Origin of the sequence: Streptomyces sp. NPDC046557, from assembly GCF_040645975.1 — a bacterium.
Taxonomy (GTDB): Bacteria; Actinomycetota; Actinomycetes; order Streptomycetales; family Streptomycetaceae; genus Streptomyces.
Genome location: NZ_JBEYZH010000009.1, coordinates 53,095 through 70,042, shown reverse-complemented (window position 1 = coordinate 70,042; position 16,948 = coordinate 53,095). Strand labels below are relative to the sequence as shown.

General features: G+C 72.3%; 14 protein-coding genes. 8 read left to right on the top strand and 6 right to left on the bottom strand.

The window, feature by feature from the left end; genetic code table 11:
- Positions 1-29: 29 nt before the first annotated feature.
- On the bottom strand, positions 30-455 hold the full coding sequence (locus ABZ934_RS18350) for a VOC family protein (protein WP_361314005.1): 426 nt from the start codon (positions 453-455) through the stop codon (positions 30-32).
- Between the two features lie 177 nt (positions 456-632).
- On the opposite strand from ABZ934_RS18350, the gene ABZ934_RS18345 reads away from it, so the two are divergent.
- Positions 633-1,523: an alpha/beta hydrolase gene (locus ABZ934_RS18345; protein ID WP_361314336.1), complete on the top strand. Its 891-nt coding sequence runs from the start codon at positions 633-635 to the stop codon at positions 1,521-1,523.
- A 17-nt stretch (positions 1,524-1,540) separates the two neighbouring features.
- On the opposite strand, the gene ABZ934_RS18340 is transcribed toward ABZ934_RS18345, so the two are convergent.
- Positions 1,541-2,032 carry a hypothetical protein gene (locus tag ABZ934_RS18340; RefSeq protein ID WP_361314002.1) on the bottom strand — a complete coding sequence of 164 codons (492 nt, stop codon included), beginning with the start codon at positions 2,030-2,032 and terminating at the stop codon, positions 1,541-1,543.
- Between the two features lie 620 nt (positions 2,033-2,652).
- Between ABZ934_RS18340 and fxsA the strand changes: the two genes are divergently transcribed.
- From fxsA to ABZ934_RS18310, 6 genes are all read left to right on the top strand, one after another.
- Positions 2,653-2,817, top strand: coding sequence for an FxSxx-COOH cyclophane-containing RiPP peptide (gene fxsA / locus ABZ934_RS18335; RefSeq protein WP_361313999.1), 165 nt, complete (start codon positions 2,653-2,655; stop codon positions 2,815-2,817).
- 29 nt (positions 2,818-2,846) lie between these two features.
- Positions 2,847-5,114, top strand: a complete 2,268-nt coding sequence (fxsB, locus tag ABZ934_RS18330; RefSeq protein ID WP_361313996.1) for a radical SAM/SPASM protein FxsB, inactivated metallohydrolase extension form — start codon at positions 2,847-2,849, stop codon at positions 5,112-5,114.
- Positions 5,111-5,908, top strand: a complete 798-nt coding sequence (locus ABZ934_RS18325) for an AAC(3) family N-acetyltransferase (protein ID WP_361313993.1) — start codon at positions 5,111-5,113, stop codon at positions 5,906-5,908. The genes fxsB and ABZ934_RS18325 overlap by 4 nt, the downstream gene beginning before the upstream one ends.
- 43 nt (positions 5,909-5,951) lie before the next feature.
- On the top strand, positions 5,952-7,358 hold the full coding sequence (locus ABZ934_RS18320) for a TIR-like protein FxsC (protein WP_361314333.1): 1,407 nt from the start codon (positions 5,952-5,954) through the stop codon (positions 7,356-7,358).
- Positions 7,342-11,373: an FxSxx-COOH system tetratricopeptide repeat protein gene (gene fxsT, locus ABZ934_RS18315; protein ID WP_361313990.1), complete on the top strand. Its 4,032-nt coding sequence runs from the start codon at positions 7,342-7,344 to the stop codon at positions 11,371-11,373. The genes ABZ934_RS18320 and fxsT overlap by 17 nt, the downstream gene beginning before the upstream one ends.
- Before the next feature lie 76 nt (positions 11,374-11,449).
- The gene (locus tag ABZ934_RS18310) at positions 11,450-12,346 is read left to right on the top strand and encodes a DUF4231 domain-containing protein (protein ID WP_361313988.1); all 897 of its coding nucleotides are present in this window, start codon (positions 11,450-11,452) and stop codon (positions 12,344-12,346) included.
- A gap of 24 nt (positions 12,347-12,370) precedes the next feature.
- On the opposite strand, the gene ABZ934_RS18305 is transcribed toward ABZ934_RS18310, so the two are convergent.
- The 4 genes from ABZ934_RS18305 to ABZ934_RS18290 all read right to left on the bottom strand — a co-directional run bounded on the left by ABZ934_RS18305 (position 12,371) and on the right by ABZ934_RS18290 (position 16,194).
- Positions 12,371-12,850, bottom strand: coding sequence for a hypothetical protein (locus ABZ934_RS18305; protein WP_361313986.1), 480 nt, complete (start codon positions 12,848-12,850; stop codon positions 12,371-12,373).
- Positions 12,851-12,942: 92 nt separating this feature from the next.
- On the bottom strand, positions 12,943-13,824 hold the full coding sequence (locus tag ABZ934_RS18300; protein ID WP_361313983.1) for a S1 family peptidase: 882 nt from the start codon (positions 13,822-13,824) through the stop codon (positions 12,943-12,945).
- 146 nt (positions 13,825-13,970) lie between these two features.
- On the bottom strand, positions 13,971-14,804 hold the full coding sequence (locus ABZ934_RS18295; RefSeq protein WP_361313980.1) for a DUF1684 domain-containing protein: 834 nt from the start codon (positions 14,802-14,804) through the stop codon (positions 13,971-13,973).
- A 79-nt stretch (positions 14,805-14,883) separates the two neighbouring features.
- Complete coding sequence (locus tag ABZ934_RS18290) at positions 14,884-16,194, bottom strand: DUF5685 family protein (RefSeq protein ID WP_361314330.1); 1,311 nt, start codon at positions 16,192-16,194, stop codon at positions 14,884-14,886.
- 283 nt (positions 16,195-16,477) lie between these two features.
- On the opposite strand from ABZ934_RS18290, the gene sepF reads away from it, so the two are divergent.
- Entirely contained in the window at positions 16,478-16,939 is a 462-nt protein-coding gene (gene sepF / locus ABZ934_RS18285) for a cell division protein SepF (RefSeq protein WP_136214944.1), read from the top strand.
- Positions 16,940-16,948: the final 9 nt, after the last annotated feature.

The following is a 16,948-nucleotide window of genomic DNA, read 5'->3' as shown; positions in this document are numbered from 1 at the left end:
GCGCCGCGCCGCGCCGCGCCGGGGTACGCCTAGGCGACCGGCTCGCCGATGCCCAGCAGGTTCCCCTCGCTGTCGCGGAACCAGGCGGCGCGTTCGCCCCGGGCGCCCCTGCTCGGGTAGTTCCCCTCGATCTCCGCGATCCCGTCCCTCGTCCGGAACCCGGGCACGTCGACCTCCTCGAACACCACGCCCCGCCGCCTGAGCTGCGACACGGCCGTCTCCAGGTCGTCGACCTCCCACCCCATCTGGGTGAAGGTGCCGGGCGAGGCCCCCGTCGACCGGAACACCGCGAACTCGGTGCCACCGCACCGGTACAGCAGCCCACCGGGGCGTTCGTCCACGGGTTCCAGTCCGAGCCGCTCGGAGTAGAAGCGCCGCGCGCGGTCCATGTCCGCGGCCGGGAGCCGGGTCGCCACGCGTCCCCGGGCCAACACGTTCTCGTCGTCTGCGTTCATGTGCCCACTGTGCCGTGGCCGCCGCCCGCGGGAGCGCAGGCGCCGGGGACGGCATGGCGCCCCCGGGTGAGCCGGGAAATTGCCGGCGGGCGCGCCCTACCGCACCCCTGCCCCGAAGCGCACAATCACCCTGACTGCTCGCGTCGAACGTGAGGGAGGGAGCGCGTGCGCGACCTGGTGCGCACCGCCGACGGCCGCGCCCTTATGGTGGAGCGCTGGGGGGACCCGGACGGCAAGCCCGTCTTCCTGCTCCACGGCACCCCCGGCAGCCGCCTGGGACCGGCCCCCCGCGGCATGGTCCTCTACCAGCGGCGGGTACAGCTCATCGCCTACGACCGTCCCGGCTACGGGGGCTCCGACCGTCACCCCGGCCGCACCGTCGCCGACGTGGCCCGGGAGGTGGCCGCGATCGCCGACGCGCTCGGCCTGGACTGCTTCGCCGTCGCCGGCCGCTCCGGCGGCGGCCCCGGCGCGCTGGCCTGCGCCGCCCTGCTCCCGGACCGGGTCACCCGCACGGCGGCCCTGGTCACGCTCGCGCCCCGGGACGCGGAGGACCTCGACTGGTTCGACGGCATGGCCGCCTCGAACGTAGAGGAGTACACCAGGGCCCATGACGACCCCGAGGGGTTCGCCGCCCGGCTGATCCCCCGCGCCGAGGGCATCCGCGAGGACCCCCGCCGACTGCTGGAGGAGCTGCGCCGGGAGCTGACGGAGAACGACCGCATGATCGTCGCGGACGCGGGCCTGCGGGCGATGCTGCTGCGCAACTACCGTGAGGGCGTGCGCACTTCGGCGTACGGGTGGATCGACGACGCGATGGCGTTCAGCGGCCCGTGGGGTTTCGACCCAGCCGACATCCGCTGCCCGGTGCTGATCTGGCACGGCGAGCTGGACGTGTTCTCGCCCGTCGGACACTCCCGCTGGCTGGCCCGCCGCATCCCCGGCGCCACCACCACCTTCGACCCGGCGGCCGCCCACTTCGCGGCCCTGCGGGCGTTGCCCGACGTACTGACCTGGCTGCTGCGCGACCTGCCGGTGCCCCCGCTGGGCGAGCAGTTGCCCGCCTGAGCGGGGGCCGACGGGAGTCAGCGCCCGCCGACGACCGGGTGCTCGGGCTGGTAGTTGGTCAGGACGCACCCCTCGACCTGGGACCGTTCCAGCCGGTACCCGGTCGGGGCGGCGAAGCCGGGCGTGCAGTTCAGGTAGAGGAACTGCTGCTGGTACAGACCGAACCGGGCGCTCGGGTCGTTCGTCTCCACCGCGATGCCGTCGCCGACGAGCAGCAGGCTCGCGGTGGCCTTGAGCTTCCCGTCGTCCTCGAAGTCGGCCAGTTGCGCGGCCTTCGCCTTGGTCTGGAGCTTCTTCATGTCGCCCACCGTGTCGAGCCAGTTGAGGTTGTGGGCGCGCTGGGCACCCGCCGGCTCGCCGCACAGGGCCCGACCGCTCACGCCCCAGTCGAGCGGGTTGCCGTCGACCACGGGTGCGTAGTCGATCGACCGGATCGCCACCGTGTCGGGGTCGGTGGAGAAGTGCGAGCAGTCCACGCTCGACGCCACCAACTTCTTCAGCTCGGTCATGCTCGCGGCCCGAGCCAGACCGAGGCTGCCCTGGGCCGGCTGCCCCGGCTTCTCGCCGCCCGGGTCCTGCGGGGTCTCCAGGTTCGGACTCCCGGAGCCGTCCGAGCTGTTGACGAAGTCGCTGAGGACACAGCCCTCGACCAGGGCCTCCGTACGTACTGCTGCGCTTCGATGATCGAGCCGCCGGCGGACGGCCCCGCGACGGACGGGGAGGGGCTCGCGCCCGCACGGCCGGCGGGCGGCGCGGGGTCGCCCTTGCAGGCGGCGAGGGCGGGGAGGGCGATCAGGACGGCGGTCGCGGCAAGGGTCCGCTGGAAGCGCATGAGGGTGCTTTCGGCCGAACGGCAGGTCAGGGGGGTGGCGTGGACATGCTAAATGCCACGGACCGGGTGATCCACATGGCGGGTGACCCGGCGTCAGGGAGAAAGGATCTTGCTGTACGGCAAACGGCCGATTACCGCACCTCGAGAATTGCGGCAGCCTTTCCATGGAACGCTTGACCAGGCGTCATGTCTCGGTTGCCAATAAGGTGTGGACGAGTAAAGTCCACGCTTGACACCAGCAGGTCCGCTGGTGCCGCTCCCCTGCCCATTTCGCATGGCCTCCCCGAGGACGGTGTCGTGAACACTTCCGCAACCCCCGCGACCAGCACGGTCAAGACCCCCCTGGTCCCGCTCGACCGGATCGACGTCCACAGCACCGCGACGGCCGAGACACTCGGACGTGTCCTGCCCTCGGAAAACGGCCGTCACGTTCAGGCACCGATCTTCAACTCCGCGCTCTGACACCGGAGCCCGCGCTCTAGACTGGTGGAATGACCGGCCTGATCGCTTTCCGCGAGATCGTCCTCAAGGTTCACAGCAGATGCGATCTCGCTTGTGATCATTGCTATGTCTATGAACACGCTGATCAGAGCTGGCGAGCCCGGCCGAAAGTGATCTCCTCCGAGGTCATTTCACAGACCGCGTCGCGGCTCGCCGAACATGCCCGTGACCATGCACTCCCCTCCGTCACGGTGATTCTCCACGGAGGGGAACCCCTGTTGGCGGGCACCGCCCGACTACGCCTGGTGTGCGAGGAGTTCACCCGCGCGCTCGCCGGCACCGCCGCGTTGGACCTGCGGATCCACACCAACGGGCTTCAGCTCAGCCGTCGTTACCTCGACCTCTTCGCCGAGTTCGGCGTCCGCGTGGGCATCTCCCTCGACGGGGACCGCGCCGCGAACGACCGCCACCGCCGGTTCGCCGACGGACGCACCAGCCACCCCCTGGTCCTGGCCGCCGTCGCCCTGCTCCGTTCGGAGCCGTACCGCCGCCTCTACCAGGGCCTGCTCTGCACCGTGGACGTCGCCAACGACCCCGTCGCCGTGCTCGACGCGCTCGTGGAGCTGGAACCGCCCCGGGTGGACTTCCTGCTCCCCCACGCCACCTGGGAAAACCCGCCGGTCCGCCCCGACGGCGCCCCCGACGCGTACGCGCGCTGGCTGCTGCGGGTCTTCGACCACTGGGAGCGCCTCGGGCGACCGGTCTCCGTACGGCTCTTCGAGTCCCTGCTGTCCACCCTGCGCGGCGGACCGAGCCTGACCGAGTCGCTGGGACTCGCGCCGACCGACCTGGTCGTCGTGGAGACCGACGGGACGCTGGAGCAGGTCGACTCCCTCAAGAGCGCCTACGAGGGCGCCGCCGCCACCGGCTTCGACGTCTTCGGCCACTCCTTCGACGAGGTCGCCGCCCACCCCGGGGTGCGGGCCCGGCAGCTGGGCCTGGCCGGGGTCAGTGCCACGTGCCGCCGGTGCCCCGTCGTACGTTCGTGCGGCGGCGGCCTCTACACCCACCGCTACCGGGCCGACCCGGACGGGGGGGGCGGCTTCGACCACCCCTCCGTGTACTGCACCGACCTGCGCGAGCTGATCGACGGGGTCGAGGGCCGCACCGCGTCCCGGCAGACCGCGCCGGAACTCACCGACCCGGCCGAACTGGCCCGCTCCCAGGAGCGCCTGACCCGGGTCCTGCTCGCCCGCCTGAACGCCGACCGTACGGGTGATCCCGACTGGGCGCGGTCCTGGGAGCTGCTGGCCCGGGTGGAGCGGTCCGGGGAACCGGGCGCGAACGCGCTGGGGGCCGTACTGGACCACCCCTTCACCCGCACCTGGGTCCTGGAGGCCCTGGACGCCGGGCGGGACGGGCGCCCCGACGGCGACGGCGCGGCGCGCAGGCTGGCCGCGCTCGCCGCCGCGGCCGTGCTGCGGGGCGGCCTCGACCTGCCGGCCGAAGTGCCCTACCGGGACGGCGAGGTGTACCTGCCGACACTGGGGCTGCTGCGGTTGGGCGAACCCGGCACCCGGGGGCGGGCCGCGGTGCGGGCCACCGGGACGGGGTACGCGGTGCGCGACGGCCGCGCCGAGCACCGCTTCGGTCCGGCGGCGGGGGACGCGCGCTGGCTGCCCGTACGGAGCTGGTCGCCGCCGGGGCCGGACGCCGCCCCGGTGGCGCTGGAGGACCTCGACTCCTACCGCAATTGCTTCGCCCGCCCGCCCCGGCTGCGACTGGGCGCCGGGGAGGCCGAGGAGTGGCGGGGCAGGCTCGACGCGGCCTGGGCGCTGCTGCACACCGCCGTCCCGGAGTTCGCCCGGGCGGCCGCGGCGGGGCTGACGACGCTGACCCCGCTCGCGGGTGGTCCCCGGGCCCCCGGCTGGGGCGAGGCCGGGCGGCACGGGCCCGGGGCGCTCGGGGTGCCGTACGGCGCCGGGGTCCGGGAGACGGCCCTCGCGCTGCTGACGGGGCGGCGTCGGGCCCGGCTGCGGGCGCTGGCCGAGGTGGCCGACCTGTACGCGCTGGACGGGCAGTGGCAGCATCCCTCGCCCTGGCGGGAGCGCCCGGTGCCGGTGTCCCGGCTGCTGGCCGACGTACACGAGCGGGTGGCGGTGGCGGCGTACCGGCGGGCGACGGCGGCCCCCGAGCCCGGGGCCTCGGACCGGATCCAGCGGGCCTTGGACCGGCTGGCCGGTGCGGCCGAGCTGACCAGTACCGGCAAGCGGCTGGTGGCGGAGCTGCGGTGGGAGTCCAAGGCGGTCGACGCGTGACGTCGCCCGGCGGCCCGGGCACGCTCGCGCTGGCCGGGGAGTTACGCCGGCTCGGGGTGCGCCCCGGGGCGTCGCTGCTGGTGCACGCCGCGCTCGGCGGCACCGGTCTGCGGACCGAGTCGCTGCGCGACGCGCTGAGGGGCGTGCTGGGGCGGGACGGCACCTTGGTGGTGCCCGCCTTCACGTCGGAGAACTCCCGCACCTCCACGGCGCACCTGGAGCGGATCGCGGGTCTTACGGAGCCGCAGGTGCGGGAGTTCCGGGCCCGGATGCCGGCGTTCGACCCGCGGCGGACCCCGAGCCAGGGCGTGGGGCGTTTCGCCGAGACGGTCCGTACCTCCCCGGGCGCCGCGCGCAGCGGGCACCCGCAGACCTCCTTCGCGGCGCTGGGAAAGGACGCGCGGCGGCTGTGCGCCGGTCACCGCCTCGAATGCCACCTGGGCGAGGAGTCGCCCCTGGGAAGAATGTGCGGGGAGGGCGGCCAGGTACTCATGATCAATGTGGGATTTTCGGTCTGCACCGCTTTCCATCTGGCGGAGTACCGAATTCCGAAGCCCCCCTTGCGCATGTACGACTGTGTGGTGAAGGTGAACCTTCCGGGGGGACGGTGGGGGGAGGGGTGGACGACGTACGAGGACGTCGCACTGGACGACAGCGATTTCGCGGAGATCGGCGACGCGTTCCCGGATTCACGGTTGCGCAGGGGTCGGCTGGGAGGGGCACGGGCCGTGCTCTTCTCGATTCCCGACGCCGTGGGACACGCAATCGACTGGATGACCGAAAACAGACGCTGATTGACTGAACGATGAGGGGATGTGGCGAAGCAGCTCCGGAATGATGTTTCTTCGCTCGCATCTTCGGGACGGGGGTCGTGTGCCCGCATCAGTGCAGCCGTACTTCTTTCTGAGTTATGCGCATACGCCGAGATTCGGGGCCGGGGGGCCCGACCCCGACATGTGGGTCGAGCGGCTCTTCCGTGATCTCTGCAACCACGTGATGGCGCTGACCGATCTCCCCGCCGGTTCCGAGGCCGGCTTCATGGACCGCGAGATACGCAGTGGCGAGGGCTGGTCGGAACGGCTCGCGGCGGCGCTCGCCACCTGCCGCGTCTTCGTCCCCCTGTTCTCGCCGCGCTACTTCGCCAGCGAGATGTGCGGCAAGGAGTGGTTCGCCTTCGCGCAGCGCGCGATCCAGCACGGGGCGCGCCACAACGAGCCGCCGCCGGAGGCCATCGTGCCGGCCCTGTGGGTGCCGGTGCCCGCCACCCACATGCCGGGCCCCGCCTCGCGGTTGCAGTTCAACCACAACACCTTCGGCGAGCGCTACGTCACCGACGGCCTGTACGGCCTGATCAAACTCCGAAGCTACGCCGAGCAGTACGAGGCGGCCGTGTACGAACTCGCCAAACGCATCGTGCACGTGGCCGAGACGGTGCGGATCGACCCGATCAAGCCGCTGGACTACCGGGTGGTGCCGAGCGCATTCGGCGGCAACGGCGGCAACCCGGCCCGCACCCTGCACATCACGGTGGCCGCCGCCTCCCGGCACGACCTGCCGGAGGGCCGCAGCCCCGAGTACTACGGGGACAACGCCCTGGAGTGGAACCCGTACCACCCGGTGGCGCAGCGACCCATCGCCTACGTGGCCGAGGACGTGATCCGCAACCTCAACTACCAGACCAGCCTGGGCTCGTTCGACGACGAGGCCGGGCACTTCGACAGCAAGCAGCCGCCGACGCGCCCGGAGATCCTGATCGTCGACCGCTGGGCGGTGGAGGACGAGCAGCGCCGACAGCGCCTGGCCGCCTTCGACCAGGAACACCGGCCGTGGATCAACGTGGTCGTGCCCTGGAACCGGTACGACCACCAGAGCCGGGCGAAGGAGGGGGAGCTGGCGGACCGGCTGGAGGGGACGATGCCCGTCAAGATGAGCCAGGGCCGGGCCGCCTGCCGGGCGGCCGCGAACGGCGTCGCCAACATGGAGATGCTCGGGCAGATCCTGCCCCAGGTGGTCGAGGCCGCCGCCCAGCAGTTCCTCAGACACGCCCAGGTGTACCCGCCGGCGGGCGGCACCCACACCGAACGGCCGCGGCTGGTCGGGCCGATGGGGATGGACGAGCCCCCACTGCCGCCGCGCGTTCCCTTCCCGCCCGACACCGAGGCGGGCGGCGGCGCACCGGGCGGGACCGACACCAACGACGTCAGCGACACAGAGCGGGGGGACACGGATGACAGCCGGTCGTGACAGCCGTGGCGGACGCATCGTCACCTTCTATTCGTACAAGGGCGGAACGGGCCGCACCATGGCGCTGGCGAACACCGCCTGGATCCTGGCGGCCAACGGCAAGCGGGTGCTCGCCGTGGACTGGGACCTGGAGGCGCCGGGCCTGCACCGCTTCTTCCACCCCTTCCTGGACCCTTCCACGCTCGGGGCCACCACCGGGGTCATCGACCTGATCAGCGAGTACGCCTGGGCCGCCACCAGCCCGGTGCAGCGGGCCGACGACTGGCACAAGGACTACGCGCGGATACAGCCGCACGCGGTGTCCCTCACCCCGGAGACGCTGGGCTGGGAGTTCCCCGACGGCGGCACGCTCGACTTCGTCTCGGCGGGCCGGCAGAACCGCGAGTACTCGGCGACCGTGTCCACCTTCGACTGGGACAACTTCTACGACCGCCTCGGCGGCGGCCTCTTCTTCGACGCGTTACGCGCCGACATGAAGCGGAACTACGACTACGTGCTGATCGACAGCCGTACCGGCCTGTCCGACATCGCCGACATCTGCACCGTGCACCTGCCGGACGTCCTGGTCGACTGCTTCACCCTCTCCGACCAGTCCATCGACGGCGCCGCCTCCGTGGCCCGGCAGATCGACGAGCGGTTCAACGACCGCGGCATCAAGATCTACCCGGTGCCGATGCGCATCGACGAGGGCGAGAAGGAGAAGGCGGACGCGGGCCGGGCACTGGCGCGGATCAAGTTCGACCGCTTCCCGGGCGGCCTGGTCGGGGACGACCTGACCTCCTACTGGGGCGCGGTGGAGATCCCGTACCGGCCCTACTACGCCTATGAGGAGACCCTGGCCACCTTCGGCGACGAGGCCGGGCTCACCAACTCCCTGCTCTCTGCGTTCGAGCGGCTCACCGCCGTGGTCACCGAGGGCGAGATCACCTCGATGCCGGCCATCGCCGAGGACGTCCGGATGCGTATCCGGGACGCCTTCACCCGGCGCCGGCCGGCCCTGCCCGCGGACCTGTTCCTCTGCTACGTCGCCGAGAACAGGATGTGGGCCGACTGGATCGAGTCAGTGCTCACCCGGGCCGGCTTCCGCGTGGTGCCCAAGGACGTGTCGGCGGAAGTGGCCCCCGCCCCGACGTCCGGGTCCGGGTCCGGGTCCGGGTCCGGGTCCGGGTCCGGGTCCGGGTCCGGGTCCGGGGACACGCTCGGCGGTGCGGGCATCAGCGTCGACAACGCCGCCCGCACGGTCGTGCTGCTCTCCAGCGCCTTCCTCAAGTCCGCGCGCGCCGTCGAGGTGTGGAACCGGGCCGCCGCCGAGGACCCGACGGGCGGCCGGCGTCAGTTGGTGCCGCTGCGGGTGGGCGACGTACGGCTCGCGACCCCGTACATCGACCGCAATCCGGTGGACCTCTTCCGCCTCGACGAGGTGCACGCGACGACCGCCCTGCTGCGCGCGGTGGAGCGGCCCATGGCCCTGAACGACACGGTCAACAGTGCCTCCCAGCCCGGTCCCCGCTTCCCCGGGACCGTACCCAAGATCTGGAACGCGCCGCCCCGCAACACCGGTTTCACCGGGCGCAGCATCGTGCTGGAGCGGATGCGCAACCAGCTCGGCGGCGGCATGACCGTGGTGCTGCCGCAGCCGCAGACCCTCTACGGGCTCGGCGGCGTCGGCAAGACGCAGGTGGCGCTGGAGTACGTCCACCGGTTCATGGCGGACTACGACCTGGTCTGGTGGATCTCCTCGGAGCAGACCGACGACGTGGTCGCGGCCCTCGCCGAGCTGGCGGTACGGCTGGGGGCGCAGACGGGCGAGGACATGGCGGCCGCCTCCCAGGAGGCGATCGACCTGCTGCGGCGCGGTGTGCCCACCTCGCGCTGGCTGCTGGTCTTCGACAACGCCGACGATCCCGAGACGCTCAAGCGGTTCTTCCCACCGGGCGGGCCGGGGCACGTCCTGGTCACCTCCCGCAACCAGTCCTGGTCGCAGTACGGGGACGCCCTGCCGGTGGACGTGTTCCTGCGCGAGGAGTCCGTCGAGCACCTCCAGCGGCGGGCGCCCGGACTCTCCCACGAGGACGCCGAGCAGGTGGCCATAGCGGTGGGTGACCTGCCGCTCGCCGTCGAGCAGGCGGGTGCCTGGATCGCGGAGACCGCCACCCCCGTGTCGGCGTACCTGGAGCAGTTGGCGCAGCAGGCCGCGAGCGTGCTCGGGCTGAACCAGCCGGCCGGTTACCCCGAGCCGGTCGCGGCGACCTGGAACGTCTCCATCGAGCGGCTCCAGTCGCGCTCCCCGGCCGCCGTACGGCTGTTGCAGTTGTGCGCCTTCTTCGCACCGGAGCCGATATCCGCGAACCTGCTCTACAGCAAGGAGATGATCAACGCCCTCAAACCGTACGACTCCTCGCTCCAGGAGAAGTTGATGCTGGGCCGGGTGATCCGGGAGATCGGCCGGTTCGCGATGGCCAAGGTCGACCAGGTCGGCAACAGCATCCAGGTGCACCGCCTCGTCCAGGCCGTGATCCGGGCGCAGTTGTCGGAGGAGGAGCAGCGCGAGGCCCGGCACGCCGTACACCGCATCCTGGCGGGCGCCCGGCCCGATGACGACGAGCCGATAGACAACCCGGCCACCTGGCCCCGCTTCAACACCATCTGGCCGCACCTGACGCCCTCCGAGGCCCGGTTCTGCAAGGAGCCGGAGACCCGCAGGCTGTTGATCGACCGGGTGCGCTACCTGTGGAAGCGGGGTGACTTCAAGGCCGCTTACCAGCTCGGCGAGGAGCTGCGCGAGGTGTGGAAGGAGATGCTCGGCGACAGCGATCTGCAGTACCTGTACCTCCGCTTCCACCTGTCGAACATCCTGCGTTCGCAGGGCCGGTTCGTGGAGGCGAAGGAGTTGGACGAGGTCACCCTGGAGCGGCAGCGGACGGCGCTCGGCCCCTCGCACCCGCACACGTACATGACCACCAGCGGCCTGGCGATGGACCTGGGGGCGCTGGGCCGCTACGGCGAGGCGATGGAGCTGGCGACGGCCGCGCACGAGGGCTTCGGGCAGATTTTCCACGAGGCGCACCCGCGCACCCTGGCCGCCGCGAACAACCTGGCCCTGAACCTGCGCATGGTCGGGCAGTACTCCCGGGCCAGGGAGATCGACCAGGAGGTGTTCGACCGGCGCACCGAGGTGCTGGGCCCGGACCACCCGTACACCCTGTCCTCGGCGCAGAACCTGGCGCGGGACCTGCGCGAGGTGGGCAGGTACGACGATTCGGTGCAGTTGCTGAGCAGGACGTACGACATCTACAAGCGGACGCTCGGCCGGGCCTTCCCGGGCACCCTGTCCGCGGCGAAGAACCTGGCGGTGTCGCTGCGCCGGGCGGGCGACCTGGAGGACGCGCTGCGGCTGACCACCGCGACCCGCAACCGCTACCGCGCCAAGTACACCTCGGTCAACCCGGACCTGCTGGCCTGCGAACTGAACCTGGCGGCCGACCTGTTCGCGACCGGTGACCCGGGCGCGGCGCGCGACCTGGCGCAGGAGGTGGTGGACGAGTACGTGAAGGTGCCGGGCGAGCGGCATCCGTACACCCTGGCCGCCGTCAACAACCTGGCGGTGTTCCACTGGGGCACGGGCTCCGCGGACACGGCGGAGCCGATGCTGCGCCAGACGATCCGGCACATGCGCGAGGTGCTGGGCGACAACCACCCGCACACCATCTTCGGCAACCTGAACCTCGCCAACGCCCTCGCCGACCTCGGGGACCCGGAGGGCGCGCTGGAGCTGGAGCGGCTGGTGGTGCTGCGGCTGCGCGAGGCGCTCGGGACGCACCACCCGGAGACCTTGGCGGCCGCCTCGAACATGGCGGTCAGCCTGGACATGATGGGCCGCAAGGAGGAAGCGGCCCGGGTCCGGACGGAGACGGTGGCCGAGCTGACGCGTCTGCTCGGCGAGGACCACGGCCTGACCCGCTACGCCCGCGACGAGCGACGGGTCCACCGGGACCTGGAGCCGCTCGCCGTGTGATCCGACGGAGGGCGGCCCCCGCACGGGCCGCCCTCCGCCCCTACAGCAGACCTGGGGGGTTGCTGTGAGCGACAGCATGACGTTCCGGAACGAGGACCTGCCGGCCCTCTTCCACCACACCGACCAGGCGGCGATCTCCCGGCAGCGGGAGTCCACCCGGGCCACGCGCCGGCAGCTGATGCTGCTCGTCGCGGCCGCGGCCGCCGCGACCCTGCCCGCCGCGCCCGCCGCGGGCCCGCTGCACCTGTTCGGCGCGCTGAGCGCCCTGGCCTACGCCGGGGTGCTGGCGGTGGGCGTACGGGCGACCCGGCGCCGGGCCCGGCCGCAGTGGCAGCTCAACCGGAGCGCGGCGGAGTTCATCAAGTCGCTGGCCTGGCGGTACGCGGTGCACGGGGCGCCGTTCGGCAGTGATGTCGACGCCCCGCAGGCGACGTACCGGACCCGGTTGGAAGCCGGGCTGGACGAGCTGCGCAAGATGGGCTGGGAGGATCCCCGGGCCGCGGGTCTCGTGCCGGAGGGCGGGGAGATCACCGGGGCGATGCAGCGGCTGCGCGGACTGGGCTACCAGGTCCGCCGGGAGACGTACGTACGGGACCGGCTGATCGAGCAGCGCAACTGGTACCAGCGCAAGACGGAGGTGTCCCGGCGGGCGACGGCGCTGTGGTCGTGGACGATCGTGCTGCTGACCTGCGTGGCCCTGTTGTTCGCGTTGCTCGGCGCGTTCGGCTCGGGGCCGGGTCCGGCGCTCACGGCGCTGCTGAGCGCGTCCGCGGCGGCGGCGATCGCCTGGAACGAGGTGCGGCGCCACCATCCGCTGATCGAAGCGCACACGCTGATCGAGCAGGACCTGTCGGCGATGATGGTCGTGATGCAGACGACGATCACCGAGGCGCAGTGGCCGTCCGCGGTGTACGAGACGGAGCGGTACGTCTCTCCGCAGCACACGGACTGGCTGGCGCGGCACAGCAGTTGATCGCGGTCCCGGCCGGGGCGTGGCTCATTCCCGGGTCACGCCCTCGCGCCAGAGGACCGTGACGGGTTTGCCGAGCGCCCGGGCGTAGGCGACGATCTCGCCGGTGCCGCCGTGGCCCCGGGCCGGCAGACCGTCCCAGACGGCGACCAGGCGGTCGCAGGATTCGGCGATGTAGGTGCCGGCGGCGTAGTACGCCTCGTCGGTGGAGCGGGCGAAGCCCATCCGCACTTCCTGGACGGCCCGGCGCCTGAGCCGGCGGTAGCGGGCCAGGGCTTCGGCGTCCGCGAAGTCGTCCTCGTAGTCCTCGCTGGGGATCACCACGGTGAGGTCCGCGCCGCACTCCAGGGCGATGCCGGCGAAGAGTTGGTCCGCGCCCTCCGCGAGGCTGGAGAACACCTCCAACGGTCCCTCGCGGCCGCACAGGACGCCCCGCAGGCCCTGCCTGACGTCGGCGAGCGCCTCGACGGGAATCGACCGGTGCCCGGTCACCCCGATGCGTTTCATACGGAAACCTGCCTCCCCCCGGAAACACGCACGCCCTGGACATCCTCCCAGAAGGCGGGAGGACGTCCAGGGGTACGAAGGGCGCGGGTGGCTCAGTACACGCTGACGCCGTAGGCGTTGAGGGCTTCCACGACCGGCTGGAAGAAGGTGGTCCCGCCGGAGGAACAGTTGCCGCTGCCGCCGGAGGTGAGGCCGACCGCGCGGCTGCCGGAGTAGAGCGGGCCGCCGCTGTCGCCGGGCTCCGCGCAGACGTTGGTCTTGATCATGCCGTAGACGATGTCGCCGTTGCCGTAGTTGACGGTGGCGTTGAGGCCGGTGACCGTGCCGCCGTGGACGCCGGTGGTGGAGCCGCGACGGGTGACGGACATGCCGGTGGTGGCGTCGACGGCGCTGGTGATGTCCTGGCTGCCGACGGTGCCGGGCGGGGTGGGCGAGTTGCTCGCGTACTTGATCAGGCCGTAGTCATTGGTGGGGAAACTGGAACCGACGGTGGTTCCGATGGTGCTGCTGTGGGAGGAGTTGGTCCACCAGGTGCCCGCGCCGTCGGTGCAGTGCCCGGCGGTGAGGATGTAGTAGTTGGACCCGCTCCTGACGTTGAAGCCGAGGGAGCAGCGCCAGCTCGACGCGTAGATGGCGTCGCCGCCGGAGAGCAGCTTGCGCAGTTTGCCGGAGGTGCGCTCGATCCGCAGGGCCGGGGCGTCGGCCCCGGCCTCGCGGCGGATCCTGGCGATGTCGGCGGCCGTGACGGTGGAGTCGGCGGTGACCACGAGGGTCCCGGTGGCGGGGTCGGTGTTCCAGGCGGTGCCGGCGACGTCGGCCCGCAGGACCGAGGCTTCGGCCGAGGCCAGCCGGGCGGCGCTGAAGCCGCTGTCCTTGGTGTCCGCGCTGGCGGCCGTGGGCAGCGCGAGCGCGGCGACGGCAGCCGCGCCGACGGCGGCCGCGAGCAGCCTGGTACGGGTGATCTTGGTCCTCACTTCGTCCTCCCGGTAAGGGATCGGGGCCCGGCGGCTGTGGGGGTGCCGGTGCCTGTGAGGGAGCGGCCGGGGGCACGGCGGACGCTTCAACGTTCGCCGTGCCCCTGACAAGTCCCTGGAGAGACGCTGACGGGAGTGTCCTGGCGTCAGATTGTTGGAACAAGGGCGCGTTTCAGCCTTCGCTCACCCGCCACCACCGCGAACGGCAGGGTGTTGCCGGGCGGCGGGAAGGGGCAGATGAAGTGATCGGCGAAGGCGCAGGGCGGCAGCAGCGCCCGGTTGAAGTCGACGGTGACGGAGCGGTCCGCGGCGGGGGTACCGGGCCGCAGGAAACGGAAACGGTAACTGGTCGTGCCGCTGGTGGCGTCGGCGAAGACGGCCCAGAGGCTGCCGTCCACGCCGTCCACCGCGACCTGGAGGGTGTGCTCCACGCCTCCGTGGACGAAGGACAGCTCACCGCCGAGACCCAGCCCCCGGACCCGCCCGTCGACGTTCTCGACCTGGACGGTCTGGTCCTCGCCGTAGGGGCGGAAGTGGCCCGCGAGCACGAAGTCGGGATCGTAGGGGCCCGCCTCGATACCGCCGAAGGCGCGCCGCGCCCCGGCGGCCGGGTCGAAGACGCGGACCGCCCAATCCCCTTCGCGCAGGATGACCACGAGGCGTACGTCCCCGACCGCGACCCGCGCGCGCGAGGCCGGACCTTCGTCGGCGGCGAGTACGGCGTCCCCCGTGAAGGGCTCGCCGTCGAGGCTGAGGCCGTCCTCGGGTCCGGCCCTCAGGGCCACCCCGCCGTCGGCGACGCGCCAGCGCCCCGGAACGGCCGGAATTCGACCGTCCGGGAAGTCGGCGAGCCAGTGGGTGCCGGTCAGCGAGAGGGGTCCGTAAGGGGCGGACACGGTGGCCAGCCGGCGCTCGTGCCACTGCTTCCAGGCGGTGTCCGGGTCGTCCGCCGCGTGACCGCCCGCTTCGTGATCGCTCATGGCCCTCAGCCCTTCCACACGGGCGGTGGGGGGAACCGCCCGGTACTCCGTCCGGGCGCTCGGGTCACCTGACAGGAGGTCAGCAGCCGTCGCAGGGACAGCAGCAGTCGCACCCGTCACAACCGCCGCAGTCACAACCACCACAGTCGCCGCAGTCGCAGTCGTCGCACCACGCGTCCCGCTTCTTGCGCGACCACGGGCCCTCGTGGTCGGTACAGCACAGTCGGCACGTGCAGAACAGCCCCACGGCGACCGCGCAGCCCGCGAGCAACCCGCGGCGCGGCTTCTGCGGGGGCAGTCCGCCCCCACCGCCCCCACGGCCCCAGCCGGGCCCGCCGGGCCCCCCGGGGCCACCCGGACCCATCGGCGGGGCCGCACCCGGCCCGCCCGGCGGGTACGGGGCGTACGCGCCGCCGCTCCCGTACGGGCCGCCGCTCCCGTACGGGGTTCCGCCCGCGCCCGGGGCCCCGTAACCCTGCGGGGGCGCCCCGAAGCCGCCCTGCCCGGCGGAGTTCATCCCGGCATGGCGGCAACCACCGGTTCCGAAGGCGCGGTCCACGGAGGTGCGCAGCTCGTGCACCAGCAGCCGGTGGGCGAGGCCCGCGTCGGCGAACTCCACCTCGCGCAGGGCGAGCCGGATGCCGTGGAGGGCGTCGTCGCACAGCCGCCGGGCCTCGGCGAGAGGGGTGCCGGTGGCCGTGAGGGGGTTCCAGGCGCCCGCCGCGGCGTCGGCGGCCCGGTCCTCCACGGCGTCCAGCAGGTGCGCCAGCCGCCCGAAGTAGCGGCCCGCCTCGGCGAGCGCGGCGGCGTTGCCGGGCCGTCCGGCGAGGACCGCGGTATGGGCGAAGGCGGCCGCCGTCGCGGTCTCCGTCGGCTCGGTGACCACCAGCACCGGCGTGCCCGGACCGGCCAGGGCCTCGATGCCGCCCTGCCGGTCGACGGCGTCCACGAGCACGGCCGTGTCAAAGCCGAGCGAGGCCCCGGTACGGGCACCGGCCCGGTCCCAGCCCCGGGCGACCTTGCGCGCGGCGGCCGCGATCGGGGCGCGCGCCAACAACCCGTCCCGGTCGGCCACGTGGTCCCGGACCTTCGCGGAGGCCAGTACCAGGGAGACGGCGGCGGCGAGGCGGGCACCCTGCCCGTCGGCCACCGCGGCCGTCCGCATCCCGCGCAGCGGGCACGGCCCGGCGGTGCGCCGCGAGCCGGGGGCGGGCCCCGACTGAGCGTCCGTCAGAACGGAGACCAGCAGCCCGTCATAATTGGTGACGATCCTGGCGAGCTGACCGTGGTCGCCTCGAAGTGCCAGGCACAGCCCGCACAGATGGGCCATCCACTCGGTCTTGAACCGCTCCCCCAGCCGGTGCGTGCAAGGTCTGACGATGCCGAACAAGTGCGCTTCCCCCGTGTCATACGTGTGCCAGGCGGGCATGGTATCGAGCCCACTCGTTCACCCGTACGCCCGCAGGGCTCACCCGGACGGCGCCCGCAGTCGTATTTTCACTCAGTCAGCAGCGGCAGGCGCTCGGAAGCTTGACGGTGCAACGGATGTTCTGCACCAGTACCGTCACGAAACCCGTGCGTGCCGACTATCCACTTGGCGCGTTGTCAGCATCATGGACGACCATAGGGGCAGCGGAAGAGAAGACAACTGACCGCGGTGAAAGGAGGCGTCCATGGGTTCGGTGCGCAAGGCGAGTGCCTGGTTGGGTCTCGTGGAGGACAACGACGACGAGCGGTACTACGACGACGACTACGCGGAGGCCGTGGAGCGGCAGCACGGCGGTTCGGTGTCCGGCCCCGGGGACCAGTGGGTCACCGACCCGCGCGTCAAGGTGGCCTCCGAGTCCGCGGTCGAGCAGGGCCGGCGGATCGCGACCGTGACGCCCGACGGTTTCCGTGACGCGCGGGGGATCGGCGAGCTGTTCCGCGAGGGCGTCCCGGTGATCGTGAACCTGTCGTCCATGGAACCGGCCGACGCGAAGCGCGTGGTCGACTTCGCCGCCGGTCTGACCTTCGGACTCCGCGGCTCGATCGAGCGGGTGGCGACCAGGGTCTTCCTGCTGACCCCGGCCGACACCCAGATCGTCAGCGGCGAGGCGGGCGGCCGTGCCCGCGACTTCTTCAACCAGAGCTGAGCAGGGCCA

What these genes read in the sequence shown, in the direction of transcription:
- ABZ934_RS18350 (WP_361314005.1), bottom strand. Translation starts at nt 455, where the DNA reads ATGAACGCAGACGACGAGAACGTGTTGGCCCGGGGACGCGTGGCGACC.
- ABZ934_RS18340 (WP_361314002.1), bottom strand. Translation starts at nt 2,032, where the DNA reads ATGACCGAGCTGAAGAAGTTGGTGGCGTCGAGCGTGGACTGCTCGCAC.
- fxsB (WP_361313996.1), top strand. Translation starts at nt 2,847, where the DNA reads ATGACCGGCCTGATCGCTTTCCGCGAGATCGTCCTCAAGGTTCACAGC.
- ABZ934_RS18320 (WP_361314333.1), top strand. Translation starts at nt 5,952, where the DNA reads ATGTTTCTTCGCTCGCATCTTCGGGACGGGGGTCGTGTGCCCGCATCA.
- fxsT (WP_361313990.1), top strand. Translation starts at nt 7,342, where the DNA reads ATGACAGCCGGTCGTGACAGCCGTGGCGGACGCATCGTCACCTTCTAT.
- ABZ934_RS18310 (WP_361313988.1), top strand. Translation starts at nt 11,450, where the DNA reads ATGACGTTCCGGAACGAGGACCTGCCGGCCCTCTTCCACCACACCGAC.
- ABZ934_RS18305 (WP_361313986.1), bottom strand. Translation starts at nt 12,850, where the DNA reads ATGAAACGCATCGGGGTGACCGGGCACCGGTCGATTCCCGTCGAGGCG.
- ABZ934_RS18295 (WP_361313980.1), bottom strand. Translation starts at nt 14,804, where the DNA reads ATGAGCGATCACGAAGCGGGCGGTCACGCGGCGGACGACCCGGACACC.
- sepF (WP_136214944.1), top strand. Translation starts at nt 16,478, where the DNA reads ATGGGTTCGGTGCGCAAGGCGAGTGCCTGGTTGGGTCTCGTGGAGGAC.